Here is a 25948-nt window from a genome sequence, read left to right as displayed (position 1 = left end):
TCGCGAAGGCGCTCGCCTCATGCCAGCGGCGCGATGAGAGGCGGGAATCGTGGCGAAACGCATCGACGTCTTCTACGGCGGACGCCTCTATACGATCGGCGGTCGGCCCGTCGACGAGGTCCAGGACGAGATCGCCGGCTACCTCGCCGCCGGGTACGGCTGGCTGGCCGTCAACGACGGCGAGGGCATCGCGCAGTCGACCGATCTCCTCGTGACCCCCGGCGTCGACATCACCCTGGCGGTGATCGCAGGCGACGCGGATGCCGCGGACTCACCCTCGCCTGTGAGCTGAACCTGAGCACGTCCTGATCCCCCTCCTGAAAGTCAACCCCCTCCCCGCCTGAGCTTTTCGCTCGGATTCTGCCGGAGCACGGGATCCCGTGCGCGTCGCGGATCGTCGCCGCGTGGATCGGACTCTTCCACGCAGCCCCGCGAACGGATCGCAGAAGCTTGTGATCGCGCTGGAATTCGGCGCGCGAGGAGGAACGTTGGGCAGGTTCGTCTACGACGGCAGCAACCGGGTCGATATCGAGGACCGCACACTCGCGCATCTCCAGATGACGATCGGCGCAAAGCTCCGTCGTGGGGAGGCGTTCTTCTTCACCTGGAAGGACGACGTGAGCGTCGGCAAAGGACGGACCACCGTCTGGATGCACGCGGGCGCGTCGCTCGTCTTCACCTTCCACGGCAGCCGTACGCCGTCCATCAACCGGGCATGGCTCGAAGCACTCATGTACACGGCGAACTCGCCGACGGGTCTCTACGTCGTTCCGGAACCCGCCGAGTCCTCGACAGACAAGATGGTGATTGAGTAATACGCCGTCGAGACGGGGACTGCAGACGACCGATCTCGCCCGCGCTCAGGAGTCGATGAGCTCGCTCTACGACACCCCGCTCTCGCTGACCGCAGACCCGTCGTCGTCCTTCCGCTACGAGATGGCGGCGCTGTCTCACCCGTCCGCCTCGACCGCCGCCGTCCGGTTCGGCGGATCGCTGCGCACGGTGGCACGGTCGTTCCCGAACCTCATCGTCGCCCATGCCGTGACCGGTCACCACCGCTGGCAGGTCGGCTCCGAATCCGGCGACGGACGGACCCCGTTCATCGTGCCGCCCGAGCAGGAGTTCCGTGCCGACTTCGGCGACCTGCACCTGCGTACCTTCAGCGTCGCTACCGACGCCCTCGAGCACGTCATGCGGGCCCTTCTGGGCGATGACCCGACGCGCTTGCAGCTGTCGGGCCTGAACCGCCGGTCGCGCAACCCCCGTCTGGTCGCCGAGACCCTCCGCTACATCGAGGCGACGGCGCTGGCCGACGAGCAGATCGCCGCTTCTCCCCTCATGCGCACGCAGCTCATGCATCAGGCGGTCGCGGCCTTCCTCACGGCTTTCCCCCTCGTCGACGCGGACGACCTCGATCGCCGGCGTCCGACGGCCCGCACGGTGCGGCGCGCCGTCGCCTTCATGGAGGAGCACGTCGGCGAGGCCATCAGCATCGGCGACATCGCCGTCGCCGCCGGAACATCGGTGCGCGCGTTGCAGAGCGCCTTCCACCGGGCGTTCGGCATTCCGCCGAGCACGTATCTCCGCCGGCTCCGCATCGAGGGGGCCCACGCCGAGCTGCGCGCCGCGCATCCGGGCAGCTCGACCGTCCGCGAGGTCGCCACCCGGTGGGGTTTCGCGCACACCGGGCGCTTCGCCCAGCTCTACGCCGCCATCTACGGCGAGCACCCCTCGCACACGCTGCGCCGCTGACGCGAGCGCGCGCGAAGCGGGGGCACCTCGAATCCTGCTCCGATGCAGCATCGGATGCGCGGCTCAGGACGCGGCCGGAACATCCGGGTCGGGCAGCACGATCCACGCGCGCGCACCGCCGAGCGGCGACTCGTCGATGCCGATGCGGCCGCCGTGCGCCTCGACGACGCGTCGGCAGGTCGACAGGCCGATGCCGAGGCCCTCGGCCTCGAGATCGCCCCGTTCCATCAGGGCGAACACGCGCTCGCGGTCGGCGTGCGGCACCCCGGGTCCGTTGTCGTCGACGGTCAGCCGCCAGCCGCCCGACACCGCCCGAGCGTCGACGACGACGCGCGGCGATCGTCCGACCGACGCGGTGAACTTGAGCGCGTTCGCGAGCAGGTTCTGCAGCACCGCGCGCAGCAGCGTCGGATCGCCGAGCGGGCGGATGCCGGCATCCGGTCGCACTTCGACGGTCGCGCCGCTCACGGAGATCTGCGCGTCGAGGTCCTCGACGACCGAACCGAGCACCGACGCGAGATCGACGCGCGTGCGCTGCGGGCTGGCACCGCCGACGCGCGCGTAGGCGAGGATGTCGGAGATCATGTCGTCCATGCGCGAGGCCGCGGCCTCGGCGCGGGCGAGCACACGTGCGGCGTCGGGCGCGTTGTCCATGTCGGGGCTGTCGACGGCGAGCTCGATGAAGCCCGTCAGCGCGGTGAGCGGGTTGCGCAGGTCGTGGCTGATCTGTCCCGCGAAGCGCGACAGCTGATCGTTCGACTCGCTGAGCTCGCGGCTGATCCGGCGCAGCTCGAGCAGGTCGACGACCTGGTGCGCAAGCAGATCGAGCGCCTCGCGCTCCGGCTCGGCGAGGTCGCCGACACGCGAATCGAAGACGCACAACGTCCCGATGGCGACACCGGCGGGCGTGATCAGCGGACTCGATGCGTAGAAGCGCACGTGCGCGACCTCACCGGTCACGAAGGGATTGTGCGCGAAGCGGTCGTCGAGGCGCGCGTCGTTGACGACCACCCGGCCGGGTCTGGCGATGACGGCCGCGCACATCGAGTCCTCGCGCGAGCAGACGGCCGGCTCGAAGCCGACGGCGGCGATCTGATGCTGCGAACGGTCGTCGATGATGTTGATCACGGCGGTGTCGACGCCGCAGACGGTCGCGGCGAGCTGGACGATTCCCTGCAGGTCGGGCGCCGGCCCTTCGCCGATGACGTGGTACGCGTCGATCGCCTGACGGCGGGTGACGTCCTGTTCGGTGATCATGGTGCCTCTCACGCTATCCGGGTTCCGGGCGGCAGGGCGCGGGCGGGCGTGCGCGTGCGCGCCCAGGCGCCCCACAGCAGCCCGCCGGCGAGGACTATCTGAACCGCGAGCCCGACGAACCAGCTCGGCACCGTCTCGTCCTCGATCTGCTCGGGCGACCGGAACGTCGTGGTGTTCGCCGACGGATCGCATTCGTCGTAGCCGGTGTTCGTGTCGGGCGGCAGCTGAGCGCCGCGCACCCCCGCCTTGATCTGCCCGAACAGGTCGACGGCGTAGCCGTCCCGCGTATAGGAGGTCGGGGTTGCGTCGGCGAGGATCACGAACGGATTCGCCGCCAGCACCCACCACACGTAGTCGAACCGCGGCACCTGGTAGGTGTAGCTCTCCGAATCGGTGCAGATCCACTCGCCGGGCTCGTTCCAGCAGTCCTCCGACCCGTCACGGCACAGCGGAGCGCCGTCCGGAGCGTACTGAGCGGTGCGCTGCTGGGCGACGGCCTCTGTCGAGGCGGCCGCTCCGCCGAGCCCGAACGCGATGAGCGTGCCGAAGACGAGCGCGGCGACGACGAGGTAGGTCGACGCGACCGAGAAGAGCGGACGGGCGAGGATGCCGCTGAGCCCGACGCCGATGGCCGCGATGAGGCCGATCTCGGCGATCAGCACGGCGAGCGAGACGAGCACGACGACCGGGTCCACGCCGCCCGCGAATGTCGCGATGATGAGGAACGGGGCCGCGACGACCGCGAAGGCGAGGCCGGTGATCCAGGCGGCGAGCACCTTGCCGAGGAGGATCTCGGAGGTCTGCGCGAGGGTCACCTGGACGGGGGCGAGGGTCGCGGCGTCCCGATCGCCGTTGATCGAGTTGCCGCTCAACGTCGGCGAGACGAGCACCGCCAGCAGCAGCGTGATGACGACGATGGTCGAGTAGATGCCCGCCCCGCGCTGCGGCGCATCGGTGACCATTCCCCCGAACGCGAGGAAGGAGAGGGCCGTGACGCCGATGAGCAGCACGGCGAAGATCCCGAGCAGCACGTACCACGACACGGTCCGCAGTCGCTGCAGGAGCTCGAGCCGGGCGATCGTCCACAGGCGTGCGATGCTCATGCGCGGCCTCCCTCCGTGGTCCCGAGATCCAGGAAGGTGTGCTCGAGCATCCCCGTCGCCGCCGTGAACTCGGCGACCGCGACGCCGGCGCCGATGAGACGGCGCAGGCCCTCGGCCGCCTCGGCCTCGGACCGGAAGGCCACGAGGATGTCGCGGCGGTCGACCGGCACGAGAGCGACGTCGAGCCCCAGTGCCTGCGCCACCGGCAGCGCGGCGGTCCGGGCGTCCTGACCGGCGATCCGGATGCGCCACGGCCGCTCGCGCTCGGCCGCCGCGGCGACCCGGTCGGCGCCCACCGTCGCACCCGCGACGACGAAGACGGCGTCGTCGACGACCTCCTCGAGCTCGGCCAGCACGTGGCTCGAGATGAGCACGGTCTTGCCCGCCGCAGCGAAGCGGCGGAGCAGCCCGCGCAGATCGATGCGGGCCTGCGGGTCGAGGCCCGACGCGGGCTCGTCGAGCAGGAGCACCGGCGGATCGTGGACGAGTGCCCGCGCGAGGCCGAGGCGCTGCTTCTGGCCGCGGGAGAGCACACGCGCCGCCGCGCCGGCGAGCCCGTCGAGGCCCACCTCGGCGATGAGCACGTCGGCGCGACGCCGGGCGGCGGCGTCGTCGAGGTCGTAGAGCCGGCCGGTCATGACGAGCGTCTCGCGCACCGTGAGCGACGGCCACGCGCCCAGCGCGTCCGGCATCCATCCGAGGAGCGAACGCGCGGCGGCCGGATCGGTGACGGGGTCGACCCCCGCGATGCGGATCGTGCCGGCATCGGGTGCGAGCAGTGAGGCGAGCATGAGCAGCAGGGTGGTCTTGCCGGCGCCGTTGGGACCGACGAGACCGGTGACGGCCCCGGCCGGAGCCTCGAGCGTCACGTCCCGCACGGCCTGCACCGAGCCGAACGAACGCCGGACGCCGACCGCGGTGATCCCGGGAGTGGTCATGCGGCCACCCTAGAGGAGTCCGCCGCCGCGCCGGAGGCCGGCGAGCGGCATCTCGCGACGTCGTCAGCCGCGGAAGGCCGATATGCCGAGATCGGGGTGGTCGACGAACACGCCGTCCACTCCCGACGCCGCCAGTTCCGCCCACTCCCCGGCGTAGTCGCCGAGCGCGGCGCGATCCCGTCCCCGGCGGAAGCGTCGCACGAGGAACGCGTTCTCCGGGCGGCAGGTCCAGGTGAACACGCTCAGACCGTTCGCATGGGCATCGGCGACGAGCCCCGAGGCGCTCCGCCCGCGAGCGGGGGCGAGCAGCATCCGCTTGTCGACGCTGATGCCGTCGAATCGACCGGCCAGGGCGGCCAGTCCCTCGGAGGACACCCAGAACGGGTACTGGGGAGCGCCGTCGCCGTCCGCCGCGACGAGATCGGCCGGGCGGCCCTCGGCTTCGAGGAGGAAGACGTACCGCGCGGGCAGTCCGGTCGCGCGGAGGTCGTCGAGCACGGTCGGCTCGAACGATTCGATCCAGAGCGGATGCCGTCCCGTCGCCCAACCGGCGGCCTCGAGCTCGCGGCAGACGGTGCCGGGCACATCGAAACCGAGCGCGGTGAAGAAGGTGGCGTGCTTGATCTCGAGCACGACCCCGATCGCGCGCCCGCTCGCCGCTGCCGCCGCGGCGACGAGATCGAGGAGCTCGCTCAGCAGCAGCACCGGCTCGCGTCCGTCGGCGCGGGCACTCTCCGGACGGAGCTGCGGCAGCCGCTCGCGGCAGCGGAGTCCGGCGAGCTCGGCCGCGGTGAAGTCCTCGGTGAACCATCCGGTGAGCACGATCCCGTCGATCGTCTTGGTCGTCCGCCGCGAGGCGAACTCGGGGTGGTCGGCGACGTCCGTCGTGCCGCCGATCTCGTTCTCGTGCCGCACGACGAGGTGCCCGTCGCGGGTGAACACGACGTCGGGCTCGACGGCGTCGACGCCGGAGGCGAGCGCGAGCTCGTACGACGAACGGGTGTGCTCCGGCAGATAGCCCGGCGCGCCACGATGCCCGATCACGAGAGGGGAGGCCACGCGACCAGGCTAGACGGGGCGAGCAGCAGCCCGCGTTCGCGCAGAGCGATCGGGTTCATAGCCCCCTCACAGTGCCGATCTTCCCGGGCGGACAGCGGTTCCCGTAGGCTTGTTCGACACGGCAACCAGCTGTGTCGACCCTCGACTTGGAGTGTGAGAGCAGTGGCCCTCAACAACCCCGCATTCGACAACCCCGCGTTCAAGCAGCAGCGCCCGGGCCTCACGCCGCCGGCAGCACCCGGCAGCCAGGGCGGCGCTGCCGCCGCGACCGCGCAGCACGCCTCGGTGAACGCCGCTCAGCAGGCTCACCTCGAGGGCCTGTACGCGGCCCCCTCCGCCGGTGCGGTCGAGACCGACCGGATGACCGTCGAGGACACCGTCGTCAAGACGGTGGGCCTTTTCGCGATCCTCGTCGCCACCGCCGTCGTCGGCTGGTTCTGGACCCTCGGCGGCACGATCAACCCGCTCGAGGCGGAGTCGATGTCGCTCATGCCGGTGATCATCGGCGGACTCGCCGGGTTCGTCCTGGCGATGGTCGTCATCTTCACCTCGCGCAAGAAGATCCGTCCCGCGCTGATCTTCGGCTACGCCGCGGCCGAGGGCCTCTTCATCGGCGGCATCTCGGCGGTGTTCGAGTTCCAGTGGCCCGGCATCGTGCTGCAGGCCACCCTCGCCACGCTCGCCGTCGTCGGTGTGACGCTCGCCCTGTTCGCGAGCGGCAAGATCCGCGCCTCCAAGCGCGCCACGAAGATCTTCCTCGTCGCCATGGTCGGCTACCTCGTCTTCTCGCTCGTCAACGTCGGCATGATGCTCTTCGGCGCCACCGACAGCGCGTTCGGCCTCCGCACCGACATCACGATCGCCGGCATCCCGCTCGGCGTCATCGTCGGCGTCTTCGTCGTCATCATGGCGGCGTACTCGCTCGTGCTCGACTTCGACCAGATCCAGCAGGGCGTCCGCAACGGCGCGCCCCGCAAGTTCGGCTGGATGGGCGCCTTCGGCATCATGGTCACCGTCGTCTGGCTGTACGTCGAGATCCTGCGCCTCATCGCCATCCTGCGCGGCAACAACTGACGCAGCGGCACCCGCATGAAGGGCCCGTCCGGTTCGCCGGACGGGCCCTTCATCATCGGGTGCGGCGGCGTGCGGCGGATCGAGACCCGAGGCGGGTCGCCGCGGCATCCGCTGCCGCCACGACGACGAGGGTCACCGCGTAGACGACGAGGTCGCGCGGGTCGAAGGCGGTGCCGAGCACGAGCATCGCCGGCGGGAACGCGGCGCCGACGCGCTCGGGCACGCCGGTCAGCTGCAGCAGCTCGACCCCGGTGCACCAGACGAGCGCGATGAGCAGCACACCCGCGATCCGCAGCCGCGGCGCTGCCGCGACGACGAGCAGATGGATCAGGACGGCGTACAGCGCGTCGCCCGCGATGTCGGATGCCGCGGTGTCGGGCAGCAGGCGGTGCACCCCGAGCCCCGCCGCGATCGTCAGCCCGGCGAGGGCAGCCGCGGCCCACCGACGCCGCCGCGTGGGACGGGCGTCCGCGTCGGCTGCGTTCACAGCAGGTCGCGGAGCCACGAGGGCGACACGGTGCGGGCGCCCAGCGCCGCTACGCGTCCGCGCAGCTCGCGATCGGCCGTCACGACGGTGACGCGCTCCGCCGCACCGGCGGCGCGGGCGACCTCGGCGAGGACCGTGTCATCGCCGGCCGCCTCGGCGCGCACGAGGTCGATGCCGACGGCATCCGCCACCGCCCGCGCCTGCCCCTCGACCACGGCGACGATGCGCGGGAACCACACGTCCTCGGCGAGCTCGAGGGCCGGCCCCGGAACGCCGCTCCCGGCGAGCCCCGTCAGCTCCGCGAGGAGCCGCCCGGCGGCGCCGGCGCGGTCGCGCCACCAGCCGTCGGGCACCGAGCCGACGACGTTCGCGGCATCGACGACGATCGCCGGCCGCGCGTCGAGGAGGGCCCGCAGCGTCGGCCAGGATGCCGCGAACCCGGGATGGAGCGGATACGTGTCCACCTCGTCGATCGGCACCCAGGCGAGCTCGCGGCTCTCCGGATCGCTGATGACCGGCTCGAACGGGGTCGTGACGTCGGCGACGAGCGTGCCGTAGGTCCAGACTCCGACGTCGAGGATGCTGAGCAGACGCGGCCGCACCGCGGAGGCCGGAACACCGGCCTCTTCGGCCGACTCGCGCAGGGCGCCGTCGCGCGCACTCTCGCCCGCGTGGCGCGCTCCGCCCGGCAGTCCCCACGTGTCGCCGAAGTGGCTCCACGAGACGCGGTGCTGCAGCAGGACGCCGCGTTCGGCGTCGACGGCGAGCAGTCCCGCGGCACCGAATCGCCCCCAGTACCGCTCCCCCGACGGCGCGACGACCCAGGCGTCACCCGGGTCTCGGGGACCGTGCGGACGGCGCGGTTCGCCGGATGCAGGAGGCTCGACGGTCATCCCCTCAGCCTGTCACAGCACCGGTCCGCCGGCTCCTCATTGGCATCGTGTTACCAGGTGTGAAGCGGGCGGGTTCCCCGCATGATCGAGGGATGCAGATCGAGATCGATGATTCACCCGCCCGCATCCAACGCGATGTCGTCTGGGCGTGGCTCTCATCGGCGGCCTACTGGGGACGCTGGCGCGACCGCGCGACGGTCGAGGCCCAGCTCGACGCCGCCTGGCGCCTCGTCGGGGCGTACCGGAGCGATACCGGCGCGCAGATCGGCTTCGCTCGCGCTGCCTCGGACGGCGCGAGCTTCGCCTACCTCGCCGACGTGTTCGTGCTGGACGAGCACCAGGGCACGGGAGTGGGTCGCGGCATCCTGCGCCGGATGATCGACGAGGGCCCCGGTCGGGACTTCCGCTGGTCGCTGTTCACCCGCGACGCGCACAGCCTCTACGCCGAGTTCGGATTCGCCGCGCCCGACGAGACCGCGATGGTGCGGCCCGCAGGTCCCGCCCGGCGCTGATGGCGGCGCGAATCCCTCCGCGCTGCCGGAAGCACGCGAAAGTGGCGCGTAAAGCGGCATCCCCGCGCGCATAGCAACCACAAGCGCCACCTCCCCCGCTGCCCCGGGATCCCCCGGCCGCGCGGGCGGCGCGCGATCAGCGCTGGCGCTTCTCGCGCACCCGCATGTTCGTGACGATCGGCGTGCCCTCGAAGCCGAAGATCTCGCGCAGCCGGCGCTGGATGAAGCGACGGTAGCCCGGGTCGAGGAAGCCGGTCGTGAAGAGCACGAATGTCGGCGGACGGGTCGACGCCTGCGTTCCGAAGAGGATGCGGGGCTGCTTGCCGCCGCGGAGCGGGTGCGGGTGCTCGGCGACGAGCTCCGCGAGGAACGCGTTGAACTTGCCGGTCGGAATGCGCTGATCCCACGACTCGAGGGCGGTCTCGAGGGCCGGCACGAGCTTGTCGAGGTGGCGACCGGTGCGCGCAGACAGATTGACGCGCGGCGCCCACGTGACGTGCGCGAGATCCTGCTCGATCTCGCGCTCGAGGTAGCGGCGCCGGTCGGCGTTGTCCATGTCGACGTCGTTCAGGCGGTCCCACTTGTTGAAGGCCAGCACGAGCGAGCGGCCCGACTCGAGGACGAGGTCGATGATATTGAGGTCCTGCACGCTGATCGACTCGGTGACATCGAGCACGACGACGGCGACCTCGGCCTTCTCGAGCGCCGCCGACGTCCGCAGCGACGCGTAGAAGTCGGCGCCCTGCTGGAGGTGGACGCGACGACGGATGCCGGCGGTGTCGACCAGGCGCCAGAGCTTGCCGCCGAGCTCGACGACCTCGTCCACGGGGTCGCGGGTGGTGCCCGCCAGATCGTTGACGACGACGCGCTCCTCACCGGCGGCCTTATTCAGCAGCGACGACTTCCCGACGTTCGGACGCCCGAGGATCGCGACGCGGCGCGGCCCGCCGAGCTCGTTCTTCGCGACCGCGGAGACCTCCGGCAGCACCTTCATGATCTCGTCGAGGAGGTCGGCGACGCCGCGGCCGTGGATGGCGGAGACGGGATGCGGCTCCCCGAGACCCAGGTTCCACAGGGCAGCCGCCTCGGGCTCCTGGCGCGCGTCGTCGATCTTGTTCGCGACGAGGAACACCGGCTTGTTCGTCTTGCGGAGCAGCCGGACGACGGCCTCGTCGGTGGCCGTCGCGCCGACCATCGCGTCGACGACGAACATCACGATGTCCGCGAGGTCGATCGCGACCTCCGCCTGCGCCGCGACCGAGCGATCGATGCCGCGGGCATCGGGCTCCCACCCGCCGGTGTCGACGAGCGTGAAGCGGCGTTCCATCCACTCGGCCTTGTAGCTGACCCGGTCGCGCGTGACGCCCGGGGTGTCTTCGACCACGGCCTCGCGGCGGCCGAGGATGCGGTTCACGAGTGCGGACTTCCCGACGTTCGGGCGGCCGACGATCGCGACCACCGGCAGCGCCGGCAGCATCTCGACCACCTCGCCGCCCGCCGTGAGGCCCGCCAGCAGCGTGGCGTCCTCGTCGTCGAGCTCGTAGTCCGCCAGCGACGCCTGCAGGGCGGCCGCGCGCTGATCGGCGAGCTCCTCGTCGAGGTTCGCGAGCTTCTCCTCGAGCTGGTCGGGACCGCCCGTGTACTCGTCTTCGGTTGCAGCCATCAGTTCTCTCCTGTCGCGGTGCGGATGACGTCGATGACGGCGTCCACGGTCCGATCGAAGTCCAGTTCGGTCGAATCGACGACCGTGACGCCGGGCGCCGCGGTGAGGAAGTCGACCACTTTCGCGTCCGACGCGTCGCGGCGGTGGAGCGCGGCGGCGACGGCCGCGGCATCCTCCCCGGTCAGCTCGGCGCTGCGGCGCGCGGCGCGCACCTTGGGAGCGGCGGTGAGCAGGATGCGCACCGGCGCATCGGGGAACACCACGGTCGTGATGTCGCGGCCCTCGACGACGACGCCGTCGGCGCCGGATGCCGCGACCAGCGCCCGGAAGAGGACGTTCACGCGCTCGCGCACCGCCGGTACCCGTGCCACGCCGCTCACGGCGGCGGTGACGCGGGGCTCGCGGACGGCGTCGGTGACGAAGGTCTCGCCCACGCGCACCCAGTGGTCGTCCGGGTCGAGCGAGATCGCGTAGTCGAAATCCTCGATGCTCGCGACGACCGCGGACGCGTCGTCGGTGTCGCCGCCGCCCTCGAGGACGTGCCACGCCAGCGCGCGGTACGCGGCGCCGGTGTCGAGGAAGCCGAACCCGAGAACGCGCGCGACCTGCTTCGAGACGCTCGATTTGCCGCTGCCGGCGGGGCCGTCGATCGCGACGGTCACGGGCGCGCCGTCGGTCGGGACGTCGATGGGCTCAGGCATGGGGAACACTCGCGATCTTCCAGCCGCGCTCCTCGAGCCCGGCGACGGCTTCGTGCACGACGCTCGGGACCACGCTGAGCTCGGCGAGACCGAACTGCGCACCCGGGGAGTGCTCGAGGCGCAGGTCCTCGACGTTCACGCCGAGATCGCCGAGGTCGCCGAACAGGCGACCCAGCTGACCGGCGGTGTCGTCGACCCGGACGACGATCTGCTCGAAGCGACGGTTCTGTCCGTGCTTGCCCGGCAGCCGCTCGACGCCCTCGTTGCCGCGGCGGATGGTGTCGGCGAGCGCGCGCCGTGCGCCCGGGGCGGCGGGTTCGCGCAGCGCCTCCGAGACGGCGCGCAGGTCGTCGGCGAGGGAGTCGAGGACGGCGACCACGGGGCTCGCGTTGGCGCCGAGGATCTGCACCCACAGTTCGGGGGCCGACGCGGCGATGCGGGTCGTGTCGCGCACGCCCTGCCCGGTCAGGCGCAGCGAGCCTTCGGGAGCGGCGACGAAGCGCCCCGCGAGCAGGCTCGCGACCAGCTGCGGCACGTGCGACGTCAGCGCGACCGCCTCGTCGTGCTCCTGCGGGGTCATCTCGATCGGCATCGCCCCGAGGTCGAGCGCGAGCCCCTCGACGATCGCCAGGTCGGACGCGCGGGTCTCGTCGTCACGGCATACCACCCAGGGACGGCCCACGAAGATGTCGGCGCGCGCCGAGATGGCTCCCCCGCGCTCGCGCCCGGCGAGCGGGTGCGAGCCGATGTAGTGCGTGAGATCGATGCCGCGCGAGCGCAGCTGCAGGTACGGCTCGAGCTTGACGCTCGCGACATCGGTCACGACGACGCCGGGATGCCGAGACAGCTCGCGCGCGATGACGTCGGCGGTCACGTCGGGCGGCACCGCGACCACGATCAGCACCGGCTGATCTCCCGGCGCCTCGGTGCGTCCCGCGCCGTAGTCGATCGCGAGACTCAGCTGCGCGGGCGAGGCGTCGTCGAGGACGACGTCGACGCCGAGCAGGCGCAGGGCGTGCCCGATGCTCGACCCGAGGAGACCGGCGCCGACGATGCGCACGGTTCCGCTCGTGCGCGCGGCACGGGCGGGGCGCACGGCATCGGAAGAGGAATCGGTCACGGGGTCTCCGGAGAAGTCGGGTGCTCGGTTGCACCATCGGCGCTGCGCGAGAGCGTCAGCAGCGCACCGCGTTCAACTGTAGTCAACTCCCGGGTGCGTCCCGCCGGGAGTGTTCCCAGGCGGAGGGGACCGAACTGCCGGCGGACGAGCTCGACCACGGGATGCCCGACCTCGGCCATCATGCGGCGGACGATACGGTTGCGCCCGGAGTGCAGCGTCAGCTCGACGAGGCTCGTGTCGCCGGAGGTGTCGAGCAGGCGCGCCTTGTCGGCCGCGATGGGTCCGTCCTCGAGCTCCACCCCGCGGGTGAGCCGCGCGATCGTCTGCGGCGCCACGCGCCCGCGCACCTGGGCGATGTAGAGCTTCGTCACCCCGAACGACGGGTGTGCCAGGACGTGCGCGAGCTCGCCGTCGTTGGTGAGGACGAGCAGGCCGCTGGTCTCGGCATCCAGTCGACCGACGTTGTACAGGCGCTCGTCCCAGTCCTTCGTGAAACGGCGCAGATCGGGTCGTCCCTTCTCGTCGCGCATGGAGCTGACCACGCCGGTGGGCTTGTTCAGCATGACGTAGCGCTTGGTGGTGTCGAGCTGCACGGCCGTCCCGTCGACGTCGACGATGTCGCCCTCGGGATCGATGCGGCTGCCGAGCTCGGTGACCACGACACCGTTCACGCGCACGCGTCCCTCGACGATGAGCTGTTCGCACACGCGACGCGAGGCGACCCCGGCGTTCGCGAGCACCTTCTGCAGGCGCACACCCTCGGCTTCGCTCATCGCAGCACTTCTCCTTCGAATCCATCGGCACCGTCGTCGAGCAACGGCGAGATCGGCGGCAGCTCATCGAGCGAGTTGATGCCGAGGTTGACGAGCAGCGCGTCCGTCGTCGCGTAGAGGATCGCGCCGGTCTCGGTATCGTGTCCGGCCTCGGCGATCAGCCCGCGCGAGAGCAGCGTGCGCACGACCGAGTCGACGTTGACGGCACGGATCGAGGCCACCTGACCGCGCGAGACGGGCTGCTTGTAGGCGATGACGGCGAGCGTCTCGAGGGCTGCCTGCGACAGGCGCGAGGGGGCCTGGGCACCCACGAACTCGCTGACGAGGGCGTCATGGTCGGCGCGCACGTACAGCCGCCAGCCGCCGCCGACTTCGCGCAGCTCGAAGCCGCGACGGGGCCCGCCCGACTCGCCGTCGTAGTCGGCGACGAGACCCGCCACCGCCTGCCGGACGGCGGCGATCGGAGCCCCGACCGCCGCAGCGAGCGCGACGAGGCTCTGCGGCTCGTCGACGATCAGCAGGATCGCCTCCAGACGCCGGGCGACGTCGCCGACGACGGAAGCGCCGGCGGCGGGTGTCGGGTCATCGGTCATAGTCGGCTCCCAGCGTGGCGAGGTTCTCTTCGGACCAGCGATCGGCGGTCCAGCGCAGCGTCAGCTCACCGAGCGGTTCGAGCTGCTCGAACGAGAGGGCGGCGTGCCGGTACAGCTCGAGGACGGCGAGGAAGCGGGCCACGACGATGCCGGGCTGCGCCACCCCGGCCACCAGTTCGCGGAAGTTCAGGCTACCGGCGCCGCGGAGCAGGGTCACGACGACGGCCGCCTGCTCGCGGATCGAGACCAGCGGGGCGTGGAGGTGGTCGAGTCCGACCGTCGGGATCTCGCGCGGCGCGAACGCCAGGACGGCGAGGGCGGCGAAATCCGCCGCGGTCAGGGTCCATCTGAGCTCGGGCACGGCGGCGCGGTGCTTCTCATCGAGCCGCACGGCGCGGGTGTGGCGCCGGTCCTCGGCCACGCTGCGCTCGGCGAACCAGCTCGCGACCTGCTTGAACGCGCGGTACTGCAGAAGGCGGGCGAACAGCAGATCGCGCGCCTCGAGCAGGGCGACCGACTCCGCGTCGATGAGCTCGCCCTGCGGCAGGAGGCCGGCGACCTTCATGTCGAGGAGCGTCGCCGCCACGACGAGGAATTCGGATGCGGCATCCAGCTCTTCCGGCTCGAGTCCCCGCAGGTATCCGATGAACTCGTCGGTGACCCTGCTGAGCGAGACCTCGGTGATGTCGAGCTCGTGCTTGCCGATGAGGTTCAGCAGCAGGTCGAAGGGCCCGTCGAAGTTCGTCAGCGACACCCGGAAGCCGGGCTCGGCGGCGGTGTCCTCAGGCGACGGCGCCACGGGCGACGAGCTCCCGCGCGAGACGCAGGTAGGCCTGCGCGGCCTGGTGCTCGGGCGCGAAGGTGATGATGGGCACACCGGCGACCGAGGCGTCGGGGAACTTCACGGTGCGGCCGATGACGGTCTCGAGCACATCGTCGCCGAACGCTTCGACGACCCGCTCGAGCACCTCGCGCGAGTGCAGCGTGCGCGGGTCGTACATCGTCGCGAGCACGCCGTCGAGCTCGATCGACGGATTCAGCCGGTCGCGGACCTTGTCGATGGTCTCGATGAGCAGGGCGACGCCGCGCAGCGCGAAGAACTCGCACTCGAGCGGGATGAGCACACCGTGGCTGGCGGTCAGCGCATTGACGGTCAGGAGGCCCAGCGACGGCTGGCAGTCGACGAGGATGACGTCGTAGTCGTGGGAGACGTTCCGCAGCACTCGGGCGAGGATCGTCTCGCGCGCGACCTCGTTCACGAGGTGGACCTCGGCAGCGGAGAGATCGATGTTCGCGGGGATCACATCGAGTCCCTCGACGTTCGTCGAGACGATGACCTCGCGCGGGTCGCGCTTGGTGTCGAGCAGCAGATCGTAGATCGTCGGCACGTCGTGGGTGGCGATCCCGAGGCCCGCCGACAGCGCGCCCTGCGGGTCGAAGTCGACAGCGAGCACCTTGCGGCCGTAGTCGGCGAGCGCGGCGGCCAGGTTGATGGTCGTCGTCGTCTTGCCGACGCCGCCCTTCTGGTTGCAGAGGGCGATGATGCGGGCGGGACCGTGGCCGTCGAGTTTCGGCGGGGTCGGGAAACCTCGGTAGGGACGACCGGTGGGTCCGATCGGGGTGTCTTCCGTGGGGGCCTTCCCGGCCTTCCGCGACTTGTCCGTCACCGAGACTCCTGCTTTCCGTAGCGTGCCCTCGATTCTCGCACAGGCGCACCCGCTCTCGCGGGGTCGCCTCGCGGACGCGTCAGAGACTGCCGAGCACGTCCAGCCGGAGCTGCGCGGCGACGGCGATGACGAGGTAGTCCGCGACCACGATGAGCGGCAGCCACGACAGCACCGTATCTCCCGGGCGGCGGGGCACGCGCCCCCAGACGCCGTCGCGCATCGTCCAGCCGGCGACGCTCCAGAAGAGCGGGATCGTGACGAGCCACACGACCATGCACCACGGGCAGAGCGACCCGTACTCGAAGACGCTGCGGTAGGCGAACACATGAACGAGGCCGAAGGCGCCGGCGACGAACCCGGCGTACACCCGCCAGAACCAGGCCGGCATCCCCGTAGGGGCGGCGAGCGCGACGACACCCGCGAAGACCGGACCGGGGAACAGGACGATGCCGATGATCGCGTTGCTGAACCCGAGGAGGTTCCCGCCCGGGCTCAGCAGGTTCGGCCCGCACGTGACGATCGGGCTGATGTCGCACGAGACGATCGCCGTCGCGCCGGTCAGCTGGCCGACGTACTCGAGATAGAGCAGGAACGCGACGGTCCATCCGACGAGGCCCGCCGCGATCCACCCCGTCGCGAGGAGGGCGTGAGGGCGCGCCAGCCGGTCGGACTCGGCGGAGGATGCGGCCATGCCGCCATCCTGCGACGCGCGACGTGGCCGCCGCTCCCCTGCCGACCGGGGAAAACCCGGTGCGTGCGGTCGCGATGAGGCGCACCTCCAGGCATCGCGCGCGGATATCTCCGCGCCGGACGTCGAGAACCACGCTCGGCACCCGAACGCGGCTCAGCGGGCGCGCGGATGCGACGTGACGTAGACCTCGCGGAGGGCGTCGACCGTGACGTGGGTGTAGATCTGCGTCGTCGCGACCGAGGAATGCCCGAGGAGCTCCTGCACGACGCGCACGTCGGCACCTCCCTGCAGGAGGTGGGTGGCGAAGGAGTGCCGGAGGGTGTGCGGCGAGACGTGGGCGGTGAGACCCGCGCGCTCGGCTGCGGCGCCGATGACGAGCCACGCGCTCTGACGCGACAGCGGCGCGCCGCGCACGCCGAGGAAGAGTCGCGGCGTCGCCCGGCCGCGGGTGGCCAGGTCGGGACGCACGCGCGCGAGATACGCGTCGACCGCGGCCCGCGCATACGAGCCGACGGGCACGATGCGCTCCTTGGCCCCCTTGCCGCGCACGCGCAGGACGTCGCCGTGGGCGAGGTCGTCCACGTCGAGCTGGACGATCTCCGAGATGCGTGCGCCGGTGGCGTAGAGCAGCTCGAGCAGCGCGCGGTCGCGCAGCGCTGCCGGCGCGGCCTCGATCGCGTCGCCCGGGGCCGGGCCCGCGGCATCCAGCAGGGCCTCGACCTGGTCGATCGTCAGAGCCTTGGGCAGGCGGCGCGGCGTCTTCGGCGGGCGCAGCCGGCGCGTCGCATCGTCCGCGACCACACCCTCGCGGGCGAGGAAGCGGTGCAGGCCGCGCACCGATGATTGCAGGCGCGCGAGCGACGTGGCCGCGGGCGGCGGCTCGGCTGAAGCCCGCTCGGCTGAGAACGCCTCCACGAGCTCGACGGTGACCGCGTCGGTGTCGGTGACCCCGTGCTCGTCGAGCCACGCGCGGTAGCCGCTCAGGTCGCGGCGATACGCCGCGACGGTGTGCTCCGAGAGGCCGCGCTCGATCGAGACGTGACGCAGATACGCCTCGACGGCTCGATCGAGCTGCACCTCAGCCCCGGCGGAGCCGTTCGGCGGCGGCGAGGACGCCGGTGGCCAGGATGCCGTTGCGCAGCCGCCCCGCCAGGACGCCGTCGATCACCTCGGCCAGCGGCACGCGCTCGACCCGCAGGTCGGCCTCCTCGTCCTCGCGGGCGAACGCCTCCGGCGCCGCGGTCAGCCCGCGCGCGAGGAAGATGCGGATGACCTCGTCGCTGCCGCCGGGGGTCGTGAAGACCTCGACGAGCAGCTCCAGCGTCTCGGCGACGAGGTCGACCTCCTCCGCGAGCTCGCGCCGCGCCGTCTCGATGGGCGGCTCGCCGTCGATGTCGAGGAGTCCGGCGGGGATCTCCCAGTCGCGGTGCCGGATCGGATGCCGGTACTGCTGGATCAGCACGACCCGCTCGTCGTCGTCGATCGCCACGACGGCGACCGCGCCGGTGTGGGCGACGAAGTCGCGCACGATCTCGCCGTCGCCGTAGCGGACCGTCTCGCTGCGGACGTCCCAGACGCGCCCCGCGTACACGAGGTCGGAGCGGACGACGTCGGCATCGACCGGCTCGTCGTGCAGCCCCACGGCGTGCGCGTCGGCGCTTCGCGGATGCTCACTCATCGTCGTCGACCTCGAACAGCTCGCTCGAGCGATGACGCTGCAGGGCTGCGGCGACGAGACCCCGGAAGAGCGGGTTCGCCTCGGTCGGGCGCGAGCGGAGTTCGGGGTGCGCCTGCGTCGCGATGTAGTACGGGTGCACCTCGCGCGGCAGCTCGACGTACTCGACGAGGTTGCGGTCGGGCGAGAGCCCCGAGAACACCAGGCCCGCCTCGGCGATCTGGTCGCGATAGCGGTTGTTGACCTCGTAGCGGTGGCGATGCCGCTCCGAGGCGGTCGTTGCGCCGTACACCTCGGCCGCGAGCGACCCTTCGGCGAGCTCGGCCTCGTAGAGACCGAGACGCATCGTGCCGCCCAGGTCGCCGCCGGCGATGATGTCGACCTGCTCGGCCATCGTCGCGATGACGGGGAACTCGGTCTCGGGATCGAACTCGCTCGACGAGGCGCCGGCGAGGCCGGCTTCGTTCCGCGCGTACTCGATCACCATGCACTGCAGGCCCAGGCAGATGCCGAGCGTCGGGATGCCCTGCTCTCGGGCGAACTTCAGCGCCCCGAGCTTGCCCTCGATGCCGCGGATGCCGAAGCCGCCGGGCACGACGATGCCGTCCACGACGGCGAGCGCCTTCGCCGCGCCCTCGGGCGTCTCGCACAGATCCGAGGGGATCCAGGTGACGTTGACCTTCGTCTCCTGCGCGAAGCCGCCGGCTTTGAGAGCCTCGGTGACCGACAGGTAGGCGTCGGGCAGGTCGATGTACTTGCCGACGAGACCGATCGTGACCTCGTGCTTGGGATTGTGGACCGCCTGAAGCACCCGGCCCCAGCGGCTCCAGTCCACCTCGGCGGCGTGGTCGAGGTCGAGAGCGCGGACGATGTACTCGTCGAGGCCCTGACCGTTGAGCATCGACGGGATGTCGTAGATCGAGGGCACGTCGACAGCGTTGACCACGGCATCCTCGTCGACGTCGCACATGAGGGCGATCTTGCGCTTGTTCGCCTCGGTGACGGGACGATCGCTGCGCAGCACGAGCGCATCGGGCTGGATGCCGATCGAGCGCAGGGTGGCCACGGAATGCTGCGTGGGCTTCGTCTTCTGCTCCCCCGACGCGCCCATGAAGGGGACGAGCGAAACGTGCACGAAGAACACGTTCTTGCGGCCGAGCTCGTGACGGATCTGGCGCGCGGACTCGATGAAAGGCTGCGACTCGATGTCGCCGACGGTGCCGCCGACCTCGGTGATGATGACGTCGGGCTGCGGCGTCTCATCGGCCTGCAGCCGCATCCGGCGCTTGATCTCGTCGGTGATGTGCGGGATGACCTGCACGGTGTCGCCGAGGTACTCGCCGCGGCGCTCCTTGGCGATGACCTGCGAATAGATCTGGCCGGTCGTGACGTTCGCCGCCTGGCTGAGCTCCACGTCGAGGAAGCGCTCGTAGTGGCCGATGTCGAGGTCGGTCTCAGCGCCGTCGTCGGTGACGAAGACCTCGCCGTGCTGGAACGGGTTCATCGTGCCGGGGTCGACGTTCAGATACGGGTCGAGCTTCTGCATGACGACGCGAAGCCCCCGCGCCGTGAGCAGATTGCCGAGACTCGCTGCGGTCAGACCCTTGCCGAGAGAGGACACCACCCCACCGGTCACGAAGATGTGCTTGGTGGTAGGAGAAGGGGCCGCAGGATTAGTTTCCGTCACGGGCTTCCATGGTATCAGTCACGAGTGGGCGAGGCTCAGCAGTTCCCGAGCGTGCTGGATCGCGGCATCCGAATCGGGGAGTCCCGACAGCAGACGCGCCATCTCGGCCTCGCGCTCGGGGCCGGCGAGAGCGCGGACGCTGGATGCCGTCACCGACCCGTCGTTCGATTTCACGACCGTCAGGTGATTGGACGCGAACGCCGCCACCTGGGCCAGATGGGTCACCGCGATGACCTGGCTCGTCTCGGCCAGGCGAGCGAGCCGGCGGCCGACCTCGATCGCGGCGGCGCCGCCGATACCGGCATCGACCTCATCGAAGACGAACGTCGGCACCGGGTCGGTCCCCGCGATCACGACCTCGATCGCGAGCATCACGCGGCTCAGCTCACCGCCGGAGGCGCCCCGGGCGACCGGGCGCGGGTCCGCACCCGGGTGCGGCGCGAGGAGGATCGTGACGTCGTCGCGGCCCGCGGCCGACGGCGCACCCGGCTCGACGGCGACGACGAGGCGGGCGTCGGGCAGGGCGAGCTCGCGCAGCTCGTCGGTGACCGCCGCGCCCAACCGTTCCGCGGCGGCCGTGCGAGCGGCCGTGAGGGCCGCCGCATCGTCGTCGAGTCGGTGCGCGGCGGCATCCCGCTCCGCCGTGAGCCGCGTCATGCGGTCGTCATCGTCGTCGAGCTCGAGGAGGCGCTCCGAGCCGGTCCGGAGCACGTCGAGCGTCTCGGCGAGACTGCCGTGGACGCGCACGAGGGCGCCGATCGCGGCCCGTCGCTCCTCGACGATCGCGAGTTCCTGCGGCCCCCCGCCGTTGTCGAGGCTCTCGAGATCCGCCACGTACGCGCTCAGACCGGTGACGACGTCGGACGCCCGGTAGCCGAGCTCGGCGAGCGGTTCGACGAAGGCGGCCAGCGCCGGGTCGCTCGCCGAGGCCCGCTCGACGGCGCGCCGCGCCTCGGCGAGGAGCGAGACCGCATCGGGCATCTCGTCGTCGGTGGACAGCGCGTCGTGCGCCGTCGTCGCCGCCTCACGCAGCGCCTCGACGTTCGCGAGACGCTCGGCACGCTCGGCGAGGAGCACGTCCTCCCCCGGCTGCGGATCCACCTGCTCGATCTCGGCGATGCGCGCCCGGAGGTCGTCGGCCTCGCGGCTGCGCGCATCCCGCTCGCCCCGAAGCATCTCGAGCTCGCCGTCCGCCGCGCGCCACGCGTCGTAGGCGGCACGGTACCGGTCGCGGATCGCGACCAGCTCGGGGCCGCCGAAGCGATCGAGCGCATCGCGCTGCGCCGCGGCGGACTTCAGCCGGAGCTGGTCGGACTGGCCGTGCACGACGATCAGCTGCTCGGCGAGCTCGCCGAGCACCGCCGCCGGCGCGGGGCGCCCGCCGACGCTCGCGCGGCTGCGGCCCTCGCTCGAGAGGACGCGACCGAGGTACAGCTCGGCGCGCCCGTCGCCGATCGGCTCGACGTCGCCGCCGGCCTCGCGGACGCGCTCCGCAACGCGCCCGCCCTCGGGCACGATCCAGACGCCGTCGACGGAGGCCTGCGGTGCACCGGCCCGCACGGCGCCGGAATCCGCACGCTGGCCGAGCAGCAGTCCGAGACCCGTGACGACCATGGTCTTGCCCGCGCCGGTCTCGCCGGTGATCGCGGTGAACCCGGCGCCGATCGGCAGCGTCGCTTCGGCGATGACCCCGAGGCCGCGCAGGCGCATCTCCTCGATCACGCGAGTCCCCCCGTCGGCGTCGGGCCGCGCCACCCCACGACGGGGAGGCGGAACTTCTGCACGAGCCGGTCGGTGAAGGCGGCGGGATGCAGCCGGGCGAGTCGAACCGGCGTGCTCGAGCGCCGCACGACGACGCGCGCGCCGGGCGGGAGGTCGTGCGAGCGCCGACCGTCGGCCCAGAGGATGCCGGTGCCGTTGGTGCCCGCCCCGACCTCGATGGCGACCGACGCCTCGGGGCTGATCACGAGGGGTCGCGCGAAGAGCGCGTGGGCCGAGAGCGGAACGACCGCCACCGCCTCCACGGTCGGCCAGATGACCGGACCGCCGGCCGAGAAGTTGTACGCCGTCGACCCGGTCGGCGTGGCGATCACGACGCCGTCGCAGCCGAAGGCCGACAGCGGACGCCGATCGACCTCGAGCACGACCTCGAGCATCCGCTCGCGGCTGGCCTTCTCGACGGTCGCCTCGTTGAGCGCCCACGTCTCGTAGACGACGTCGCCGCTCTCGTCCTTCACGCGCACCGAGAGCGCCATGCGCTCCTCGACGTCGTAGTCGCGGTCGATGACGCGGCGCACGGCGTCGTCGAGGTCGTCGGCCTCGATCTCGGCGAGGAAGCCGACATGGCCCAGATTCACCCCGAGCACCGGCGCGGTGCTCCCCCGTACGAGATCCACGGCGCGCAGGATCGTGCCGTCGCCGCCGAGCACGATGGCCAACTCGACATCGGCCAGGTCGACCTCGTGATCGAGGGTCGCGACCCCCGCCAGCTCGCCGAGCTCGGCGGTCAATTCGGCGTGGTCGTCGGCGGCGAGCACGGGACGCGCTCCCGCCCCCGTGAGCGCCGAGAACACGCGGGCTGCGGCCGCGACCGTGGCAGCCCGCCGGGCGTGCGCAACCACCAGGATGTTGCGTTGCTCGTGGGTCATCGGGCTCCCGCCAATCGGTCCACCGTCGAGATCCATTCTGTCGGGTTGCCCTCCCCGCCCGAGCGGGCGCGCAGGTGCACGACGTACTCGGCGTTGCCGTGGGTCCCGGGCAGCGGCGAGGCGATCACGCCGAACGTGCCGAGCCCGGCGTCCCACGCCGCCCAGAGCACGCCTGAGACGGCATCGGCGCGCAGGTGCGGCGCCGTGACGAGTCCGCCCTTGACGGCCGTTCGGCCGACCTCGAACTGCGGCTTCACCAGGAGGACGATGTCGGCCTCGGATGCCGCAGTCGCGGCGACGGCGGGAAGCACATGCGCGAGCGAGATGAACGACAGGTCGCCCGTCACCACCGTCGGCGCCTCGCCGCCACCGGCCGCGCGAAGCGACTCGCGTGTCATGTAACGGACGTTGAACCCCTCGACCACGATGACGCCCGGGTCGGCGGCGATCTCGGGCGCGAGCTGCCCGTGCCCGACGTCGACTGCCAGCACCGGCTGCGCACCGCGCTCGCGGAGCACCTGCGTGAACCCTCCCGTCGACGCCCCCATGTCGAGCGCGGTCCGACCGGCGACATCCACGTCGAAGGCGTCGAGCGCGGCGAGGAGCTTGTGGGCGGCGCGGCTGACGTAGTGGTCCGAACCCGCGACCACGATCCGGGCGTCCTGGGGCACGGGAGTCGATGGCTTCACGACGGGAGCGCCGTCGACGCTCACGAGTCCCTGCGCGATCAGCGCGGTCGCGTGCGTTCGCGAGCGCGCGAGCCCGCGCGCCGCCAGCGCGGCGTCCAGCCGCGTGCGCGCCGGGCGCGCGGCATCCGACGGCGCTGTCACGCGCTGCCGCTGGGACCGGAGTCGAGGCGACGGGCCAGCTCGTCGTGCAGCGACGCATACGCCGACGCGCGCTCGGCGAGCGGCTGGTCTTCGATCACCTCGAGCGTCGAGAGCAGGTCGTCGCGCCAGAGCTCGGCGGTCGCATCGGGCACGCCGTCGGCGGTGTCTGCGGCATCCATCGACATGCCTCCACGATACGCGGCGTCAGGGGCGGTGGAACGGATCGGCGTACAGGCGCTCGGGCACCCGGAAGCCGTAGATCGCGCGACCGGTCGCCCAGATGGCCGCAGCCCCCGCGCGGACGAGGTCGATGGGCCGCCCGCCCTCGGAGAGGATGACGATGTCGGCACCGTCGATCCGCACCGACGCCGCGCCGACCGTGGTCACATCGCCCGAGACCTTGGTCTGCGGGTACGGTTCGTGAAGCTCGCGCAGATCGCCGACGATGAAGTTCGGGCGCGAGGAGGCGGGGGCGGCGAGGACGTGCTTCGGCCGGTCGATCCCGGTGAGCACGAGTGCGGATCGGATGCCGGCGGCCTGTGCGCCCGCGATGTCGGTGTCGAGGCGGTCGCCGATGAAGAGGGCGTTGGATGCGCCGAAGCGCGCGACGGCTTCGTCGAAGATCGGCCGCTCGGGCTTGCCCGCCACGGTCGCGAGCCGGCCGACCGCGGTGTGGACGGCAGAGACGAGGGTGCCGTTGCCGGGGGCGATGCCGCGCGACTGCGGAATGGTCCAGTCGGTGTTCGTGGCGATCCAGGGGATGCCGCCCTCGTCCTCGGGGGTCGCGAGCGCGTACGCGGCTTCTGCCAGCTGGGCCCAGCCGACCTCGGGCGCGAAACCCTGGACGACGGCCGCCGGGGTGTCCTCCGCCGAGCGCGTCGGGACGTAGCCCGCCTTCTCGAGTTCGTACACGAGGCCGTCGCCGCCGACGACGAGCACCGTGGCGCCGGGCGCGACGCGGTCGCGCAGCAGGCGCATCGCCGCCTGCGGGCTGGTGATGACATCCTCGGGCTGCGTCCGCGTCAGGCCGAGCTCGCGGAGGTGCTCGGCGACGACCGCATCGCGGCGCGACGCGTTGTTCGTGATGTAGCCGAGACGACGGGTCTCGCCGGCGAGGTTGAGGCTGTCGATCGCGTACGGCAGCGCACCCGGGCCCGCGTAGACGACTCCGTCGAGATCCGCGAGCACCGCATCGACACCGTCGAGCGGACTCGCCCCTCGGCTGCGCGAGAACAGGGCCATCAGGCCTCGTCGCCCTCGCGCTCGGCCGGTGTGGGAGGCGCAACGTCATCGGCCGACTCCTCGGAACGACGCGGCGCGACCGCCGGCACGTCCTGCTCGGCGTCGTCCGACTCGTCGATGTCGTCCACGACGACGATCTCGCGGTCGGCGACCGACGCACCCAGCGCGTCCTCGGCGACGCTGGCACGGCGCTGCCACAGCGCCGCCTCCTCCGCGCGACCGAGATCCTCGAGCACCGCGGCGCGCGCGGCGAAGAGAGCGGGGCTCCACGAGAAGGCGCGGTCGGGATCGAGCTCGGGGATGTCGAGCTCCTGAAGGGCGCGCTCGGTCTCGCCGAGGTCGAGCCGCGCTCCGGACATCGCGATCGCGAGCTCGACGCGGACCTCGATCGGAAGCGCGGTCCGATCCACTGCACGGCCGACCTCGAGCGCGCGGTCGGGACGTCCGACGCCGCGCTCGCTGTCGACGATGAGCGCGATCTGATCGTCGCTTCCCGAGATCCGTCGGTACGTGCGCAGCTCGCGCAGGGCGAGCGCGTAGTCCCCCACCGCGTAAGCGGTGATCGCGACCGTCTCGCGGACGACGCCGACGCGGCCGGCGCGACGCGACGCAGCCAGGGCGTGCTCGTGCGCCAGGGCAGGGTCGTCGTCGATCAACCGGGCGACCATCGCCAGGTGACGGGCGACCTGTTCGGCGTTCTCCTTGCTGAGCGTCTTCAACTCGTTGCGCGCAGCGCCGGGCAGGTCGAAGGCCGAAACCTCGTCGGGGATCTCCGGACCGCGCGGGACCTCGCGCCGCTCGGAGCCCTGCGGCGGTCGCGAGGCACGGTCTCCACCGCGCGCTGACGACGGACGACCGCCGCGGTCCTCGCGGCGCGGGTACGACGGCCGGTCGCCGTCACGACGCGGACGGGCGTCGCCATCGCGACGCGGGTACGAGGGACGGTCGCCATCGCGACGCGGGTACGAGGGACGGTCGCCATCGCGACGCGGGTAGGAGGGACGGTCGCCATCGCGACGCGGGTACGACGGCCGGTCGCCATCGCGACGCGGACGTTCGTCACGCTGCGGGCGTGCGTCGCCGTCGCGACGCGGGCGTGTGTCCCCGTCGCGGCGAGGACGCGCGTCGCCGTCGCGACGCGGTCGGTCGTCGCGCTGCGGACGCGAGTCCCCCTCGCGACGAGGACGCGCATCGCCGTCGCGGCGCGGATACGAGGGCCGGTCGCCGTCGCGGCGCGGACGTTCGTCACGCTGCGGGCGTGCGTCGCCGTCGCGACGCGGGCGTGCGTCGCCGTCGCGGCGCGGACGATCGTCACGCTGGGGACGGGAATCGCGCTTCGGCGCGCCATCGCGCTGCGGGCGCCGTGATCCGGAGTCCGCAGCAGAGTATCGGGGCTTACGCTCCGATCGCGGGCGGTCTTCTTCAGTCACGACGTTCCTTTCGTCCCGGAAACGAGAAATGGCCACCCAGCTTTGGGTGGCCATTTCACGAAAGAAGTCCGGCGGTGTCCTACTCTCCCACAGGGTCCCCCCTGCAGTACCATCGGCGCTGTGAGGCTTAGCTTCCGGGTTCGGAATGTGACC

At 71.8% G+C, this 25948-nt stretch carries 29 protein-coding genes and 1 rRNA gene; 5 read left to right on the top strand and 25 right to left on the bottom strand.

The features are described from left to right. The first annotated feature begins 49 nt into the window (after positions 1 to 49). The 3 genes from F6B42_RS10470 to F6B42_RS10460 all read left to right on the top strand — a co-directional run bounded on the left by F6B42_RS10470 (position 50) and on the right by F6B42_RS10460 (position 1752). Positions 50 to 292: a hypothetical protein gene (locus F6B42_RS10470; RefSeq protein WP_150419647.1), complete on the top strand. Its 243-nt coding sequence runs from the start codon at positions 50 to 52 to the stop codon at positions 290 to 292. A gap of 196 nt (positions 293 to 488) precedes the next feature. After that, complete coding sequence (locus tag F6B42_RS10465) at positions 489 to 815, top strand: DUF7882 family protein (RefSeq protein ID WP_150420241.1); 327 nt, start codon at positions 489 to 491, stop codon at positions 813 to 815. Next, on the top strand, positions 808 to 1752 hold the full coding sequence (locus F6B42_RS10460) for a helix-turn-helix transcriptional regulator (protein WP_191089332.1): 945 nt from the start codon (positions 808 to 810) through the stop codon (positions 1750 to 1752). Before F6B42_RS10465 ends, F6B42_RS10460 begins: the two co-directional genes overlap by 8 nt. A 63-nt stretch (positions 1753 to 1815) precedes the next feature. Here the strand turns inward: F6B42_RS10460 and F6B42_RS10455 are convergent, their stop codons facing one another. The 4 genes from F6B42_RS10455 to F6B42_RS10440 all read right to left on the bottom strand — a co-directional run bounded on the left by F6B42_RS10455 (position 1816) and on the right by F6B42_RS10440 (position 6109). After that, a complete protein-coding gene (locus F6B42_RS10455) occupies positions 1816 to 3009 on the bottom strand; it encodes a sensor histidine kinase (protein ID WP_150419645.1) in 1194 nt (397 codons plus the stop codon). Between the two features lie 8 nt (positions 3010 to 3017). Beyond that, complete coding sequence (locus F6B42_RS10450) at positions 3018 to 4112, bottom strand: ABC transporter permease (RefSeq protein WP_150419644.1); 1095 nt, start codon at positions 4110 to 4112, stop codon at positions 3018 to 3020. Then, positions 4109 to 5050 carry an ABC transporter ATP-binding protein gene (locus tag F6B42_RS10445; RefSeq protein ID WP_150419643.1) on the bottom strand — a complete coding sequence of 314 codons (942 nt, stop codon included), beginning with the start codon at positions 5048 to 5050 and terminating at the stop codon, positions 4109 to 4111. The genes F6B42_RS10450 and F6B42_RS10445 overlap by 4 nt, the downstream gene beginning before the upstream one ends. Positions 5051 to 5113: 63 nt before the next feature. Next, the gene (locus F6B42_RS10440) at positions 5114 to 6109 is read right to left on the bottom strand and encodes a glycerophosphodiester phosphodiesterase family protein (protein ID WP_150419642.1); all 996 of its coding nucleotides are present in this window, start codon (positions 6107 to 6109) and stop codon (positions 5114 to 5116) included. A 162-nt stretch (positions 6110 to 6271) separates the two neighbouring features. On the opposite strand from F6B42_RS10440, the gene F6B42_RS10435 reads away from it, so the two are divergent. After that, the gene (locus F6B42_RS10435; protein ID WP_150420240.1) at positions 6272 to 7183 is read left to right on the top strand and encodes a Bax inhibitor-1/YccA family protein; all 912 of its coding nucleotides are present in this window, start codon (positions 6272 to 6274) and stop codon (positions 7181 to 7183) included. 52 nt (positions 7184 to 7235) lie between these two features. Here the strand turns inward: F6B42_RS10435 and F6B42_RS10430 are convergent, their stop codons facing one another. After that, on the bottom strand, positions 7236 to 7670 hold the full coding sequence (locus tag F6B42_RS10430) for a ribosomal maturation YjgA family protein (protein WP_223878449.1): 435 nt from the start codon (positions 7668 to 7670) through the stop codon (positions 7236 to 7238). After that, complete coding sequence (locus F6B42_RS10425; protein WP_150419641.1) at positions 7667 to 8563, bottom strand: NUDIX domain-containing protein; 897 nt, start codon at positions 8561 to 8563, stop codon at positions 7667 to 7669. Before F6B42_RS10425 ends, F6B42_RS10430 begins: the two co-directional genes overlap by 4 nt. Positions 8564 to 8655: 92 nt before the next feature. On the opposite strand from F6B42_RS10425, the gene F6B42_RS10420 reads away from it, so the two are divergent. Further along, positions 8656 to 9075 (top strand): GNAT family N-acetyltransferase, encoded by a 420-nt coding sequence (locus F6B42_RS10420; protein ID WP_150419640.1) that lies wholly within the window; start codon positions 8656 to 8658, stop codon positions 9073 to 9075. 136 nt (positions 9076 to 9211) lie between these two features. Here the strand turns inward: F6B42_RS10420 and der are convergent, their stop codons facing one another. The 19 genes from der to rrf all read right to left on the bottom strand — a co-directional run. Continuing rightward, on the bottom strand, positions 9212 to 10738 hold the full coding sequence (gene der, locus F6B42_RS10415; RefSeq protein ID WP_150419639.1) for a ribosome biogenesis GTPase Der: 1527 nt from the start codon (positions 10736 to 10738) through the stop codon (positions 9212 to 9214). Further along, positions 10738 to 11439 (bottom strand): (d)CMP kinase, encoded by a 702-nt coding sequence (cmk, locus tag F6B42_RS10410; protein ID WP_150419638.1) that lies wholly within the window; start codon positions 11437 to 11439, stop codon positions 10738 to 10740. The genes der and cmk overlap by 1 nt, the downstream gene beginning before the upstream one ends. After that, entirely contained in the window at positions 11432 to 12559 is a 1128-nt protein-coding gene (locus F6B42_RS10405) for a prephenate dehydrogenase (protein WP_150419637.1), read from the bottom strand. Before F6B42_RS10405 ends, cmk begins: the two co-directional genes overlap by 8 nt. Continuing rightward, positions 12556 to 13332, bottom strand: a complete 777-nt coding sequence (locus F6B42_RS10400) for a pseudouridine synthase (protein ID WP_150419636.1) — start codon at positions 13330 to 13332, stop codon at positions 12556 to 12558. The genes F6B42_RS10405 and F6B42_RS10400 overlap by 4 nt, the downstream gene beginning before the upstream one ends. Next, entirely contained in the window at positions 13329 to 13925 is a 597-nt protein-coding gene (gene scpB, locus F6B42_RS10395; protein ID WP_150419635.1) for an SMC-Scp complex subunit ScpB, read from the bottom strand. The genes F6B42_RS10400 and scpB overlap by 4 nt, the downstream gene beginning before the upstream one ends. Continuing rightward, positions 13915 to 14724: a segregation and condensation protein A gene (locus F6B42_RS10390; protein ID WP_150419634.1), complete on the bottom strand. Its 810-nt coding sequence runs from the start codon at positions 14722 to 14724 to the stop codon at positions 13915 to 13917. The genes scpB and F6B42_RS10390 overlap by 11 nt, the downstream gene beginning before the upstream one ends. After that, positions 14708 to 15592: a ParA family protein gene (locus tag F6B42_RS10385; RefSeq protein WP_150419633.1), complete on the bottom strand. Its 885-nt coding sequence runs from the start codon at positions 15590 to 15592 to the stop codon at positions 14708 to 14710. Before F6B42_RS10385 ends, F6B42_RS10390 begins: the two co-directional genes overlap by 17 nt. A gap of 79 nt (positions 15593 to 15671) precedes the next feature. Further along, on the bottom strand, positions 15672 to 16283 hold the full coding sequence (locus F6B42_RS10380; RefSeq protein WP_150419632.1) for a vitamin K epoxide reductase family protein: 612 nt from the start codon (positions 16281 to 16283) through the stop codon (positions 15672 to 15674). Between the two features lie 153 nt (positions 16284 to 16436). Further along, positions 16437 to 17360 carry a site-specific tyrosine recombinase XerD gene (gene xerD / locus F6B42_RS10375; protein WP_150419631.1) on the bottom strand — a complete coding sequence of 308 codons (924 nt, stop codon included), beginning with the start codon at positions 17358 to 17360 and terminating at the stop codon, positions 16437 to 16439. 1 nt (position 17361) lies between these two features. Beyond that, a complete protein-coding gene (locus F6B42_RS10370; protein WP_150419630.1) occupies positions 17362 to 17961 on the bottom strand; it encodes an NUDIX domain-containing protein in 600 nt (199 codons plus the stop codon). Continuing rightward, positions 17954 to 19645, bottom strand: coding sequence for a CTP synthase (locus F6B42_RS10365; RefSeq protein ID WP_150419629.1), 1692 nt, complete (start codon positions 19643 to 19645; stop codon positions 17954 to 17956). Before F6B42_RS10365 ends, F6B42_RS10370 begins: the two co-directional genes overlap by 8 nt. A gap of 18 nt (positions 19646 to 19663) precedes the next feature. Next, positions 19664 to 21367 (bottom strand): DNA repair protein RecN, encoded by a 1704-nt coding sequence (gene recN / locus F6B42_RS10360; protein ID WP_150419628.1) that lies wholly within the window; start codon positions 21365 to 21367, stop codon positions 19664 to 19666. Continuing rightward, the gene (locus F6B42_RS10355; protein ID WP_150419627.1) at positions 21364 to 22293 is read right to left on the bottom strand and encodes an NAD kinase; all 930 of its coding nucleotides are present in this window, start codon (positions 22291 to 22293) and stop codon (positions 21364 to 21366) included. The genes recN and F6B42_RS10355 overlap by 4 nt, the downstream gene beginning before the upstream one ends. Then, positions 22290 to 23123, bottom strand: a complete 834-nt coding sequence (locus tag F6B42_RS10350) for a TlyA family RNA methyltransferase (protein WP_150419626.1) — start codon at positions 23121 to 23123, stop codon at positions 22290 to 22292. Before F6B42_RS10350 ends, F6B42_RS10355 begins: the two co-directional genes overlap by 4 nt. Further along, positions 23120 to 23308, bottom strand: a complete 189-nt coding sequence (locus F6B42_RS10345) for a hypothetical protein (RefSeq protein ID WP_223878525.1) — start codon at positions 23306 to 23308, stop codon at positions 23120 to 23122. Before F6B42_RS10345 ends, F6B42_RS10350 begins: the two co-directional genes overlap by 4 nt. Positions 23309 to 23327: 19 nt before the next feature. Then, positions 23328 to 24365 carry an HAD-IIA family hydrolase gene (locus tag F6B42_RS10340; protein ID WP_150419625.1) on the bottom strand — a complete coding sequence of 346 codons (1038 nt, stop codon included), beginning with the start codon at positions 24363 to 24365 and terminating at the stop codon, positions 23328 to 23330. Continuing rightward, positions 24365 to 25084 carry a hypothetical protein gene (locus tag F6B42_RS10335; RefSeq protein ID WP_223878448.1) on the bottom strand — a complete coding sequence of 240 codons (720 nt, stop codon included), beginning with the start codon at positions 25082 to 25084 and terminating at the stop codon, positions 24365 to 24367. The genes F6B42_RS10340 and F6B42_RS10335 overlap by 1 nt, the downstream gene beginning before the upstream one ends. Further along, on the bottom strand, positions 25081 to 25680 hold the full coding sequence (locus F6B42_RS10330; RefSeq protein WP_150419624.1) for a hypothetical protein: 600 nt from the start codon (positions 25678 to 25680) through the stop codon (positions 25081 to 25083). The genes F6B42_RS10335 and F6B42_RS10330 overlap by 4 nt, the downstream gene beginning before the upstream one ends. A 181-nt stretch (positions 25681 to 25861) precedes the next feature. Then, a 5S ribosomal RNA gene (rrf, locus tag F6B42_RS10325) occupies positions 25862 to 25948 on the bottom strand; the annotation flags it as partial.

It is taken from the genome of Microbacterium radiodurans (assembly GCF_008710705.1).
Classification (GTDB): Bacteria; Actinomycetota; Actinomycetes; order Actinomycetales; family Microbacteriaceae; genus Microbacterium; species Microbacterium radiodurans.
This window is presented reverse-complemented; position numbering and strand designations above follow the sequence as displayed.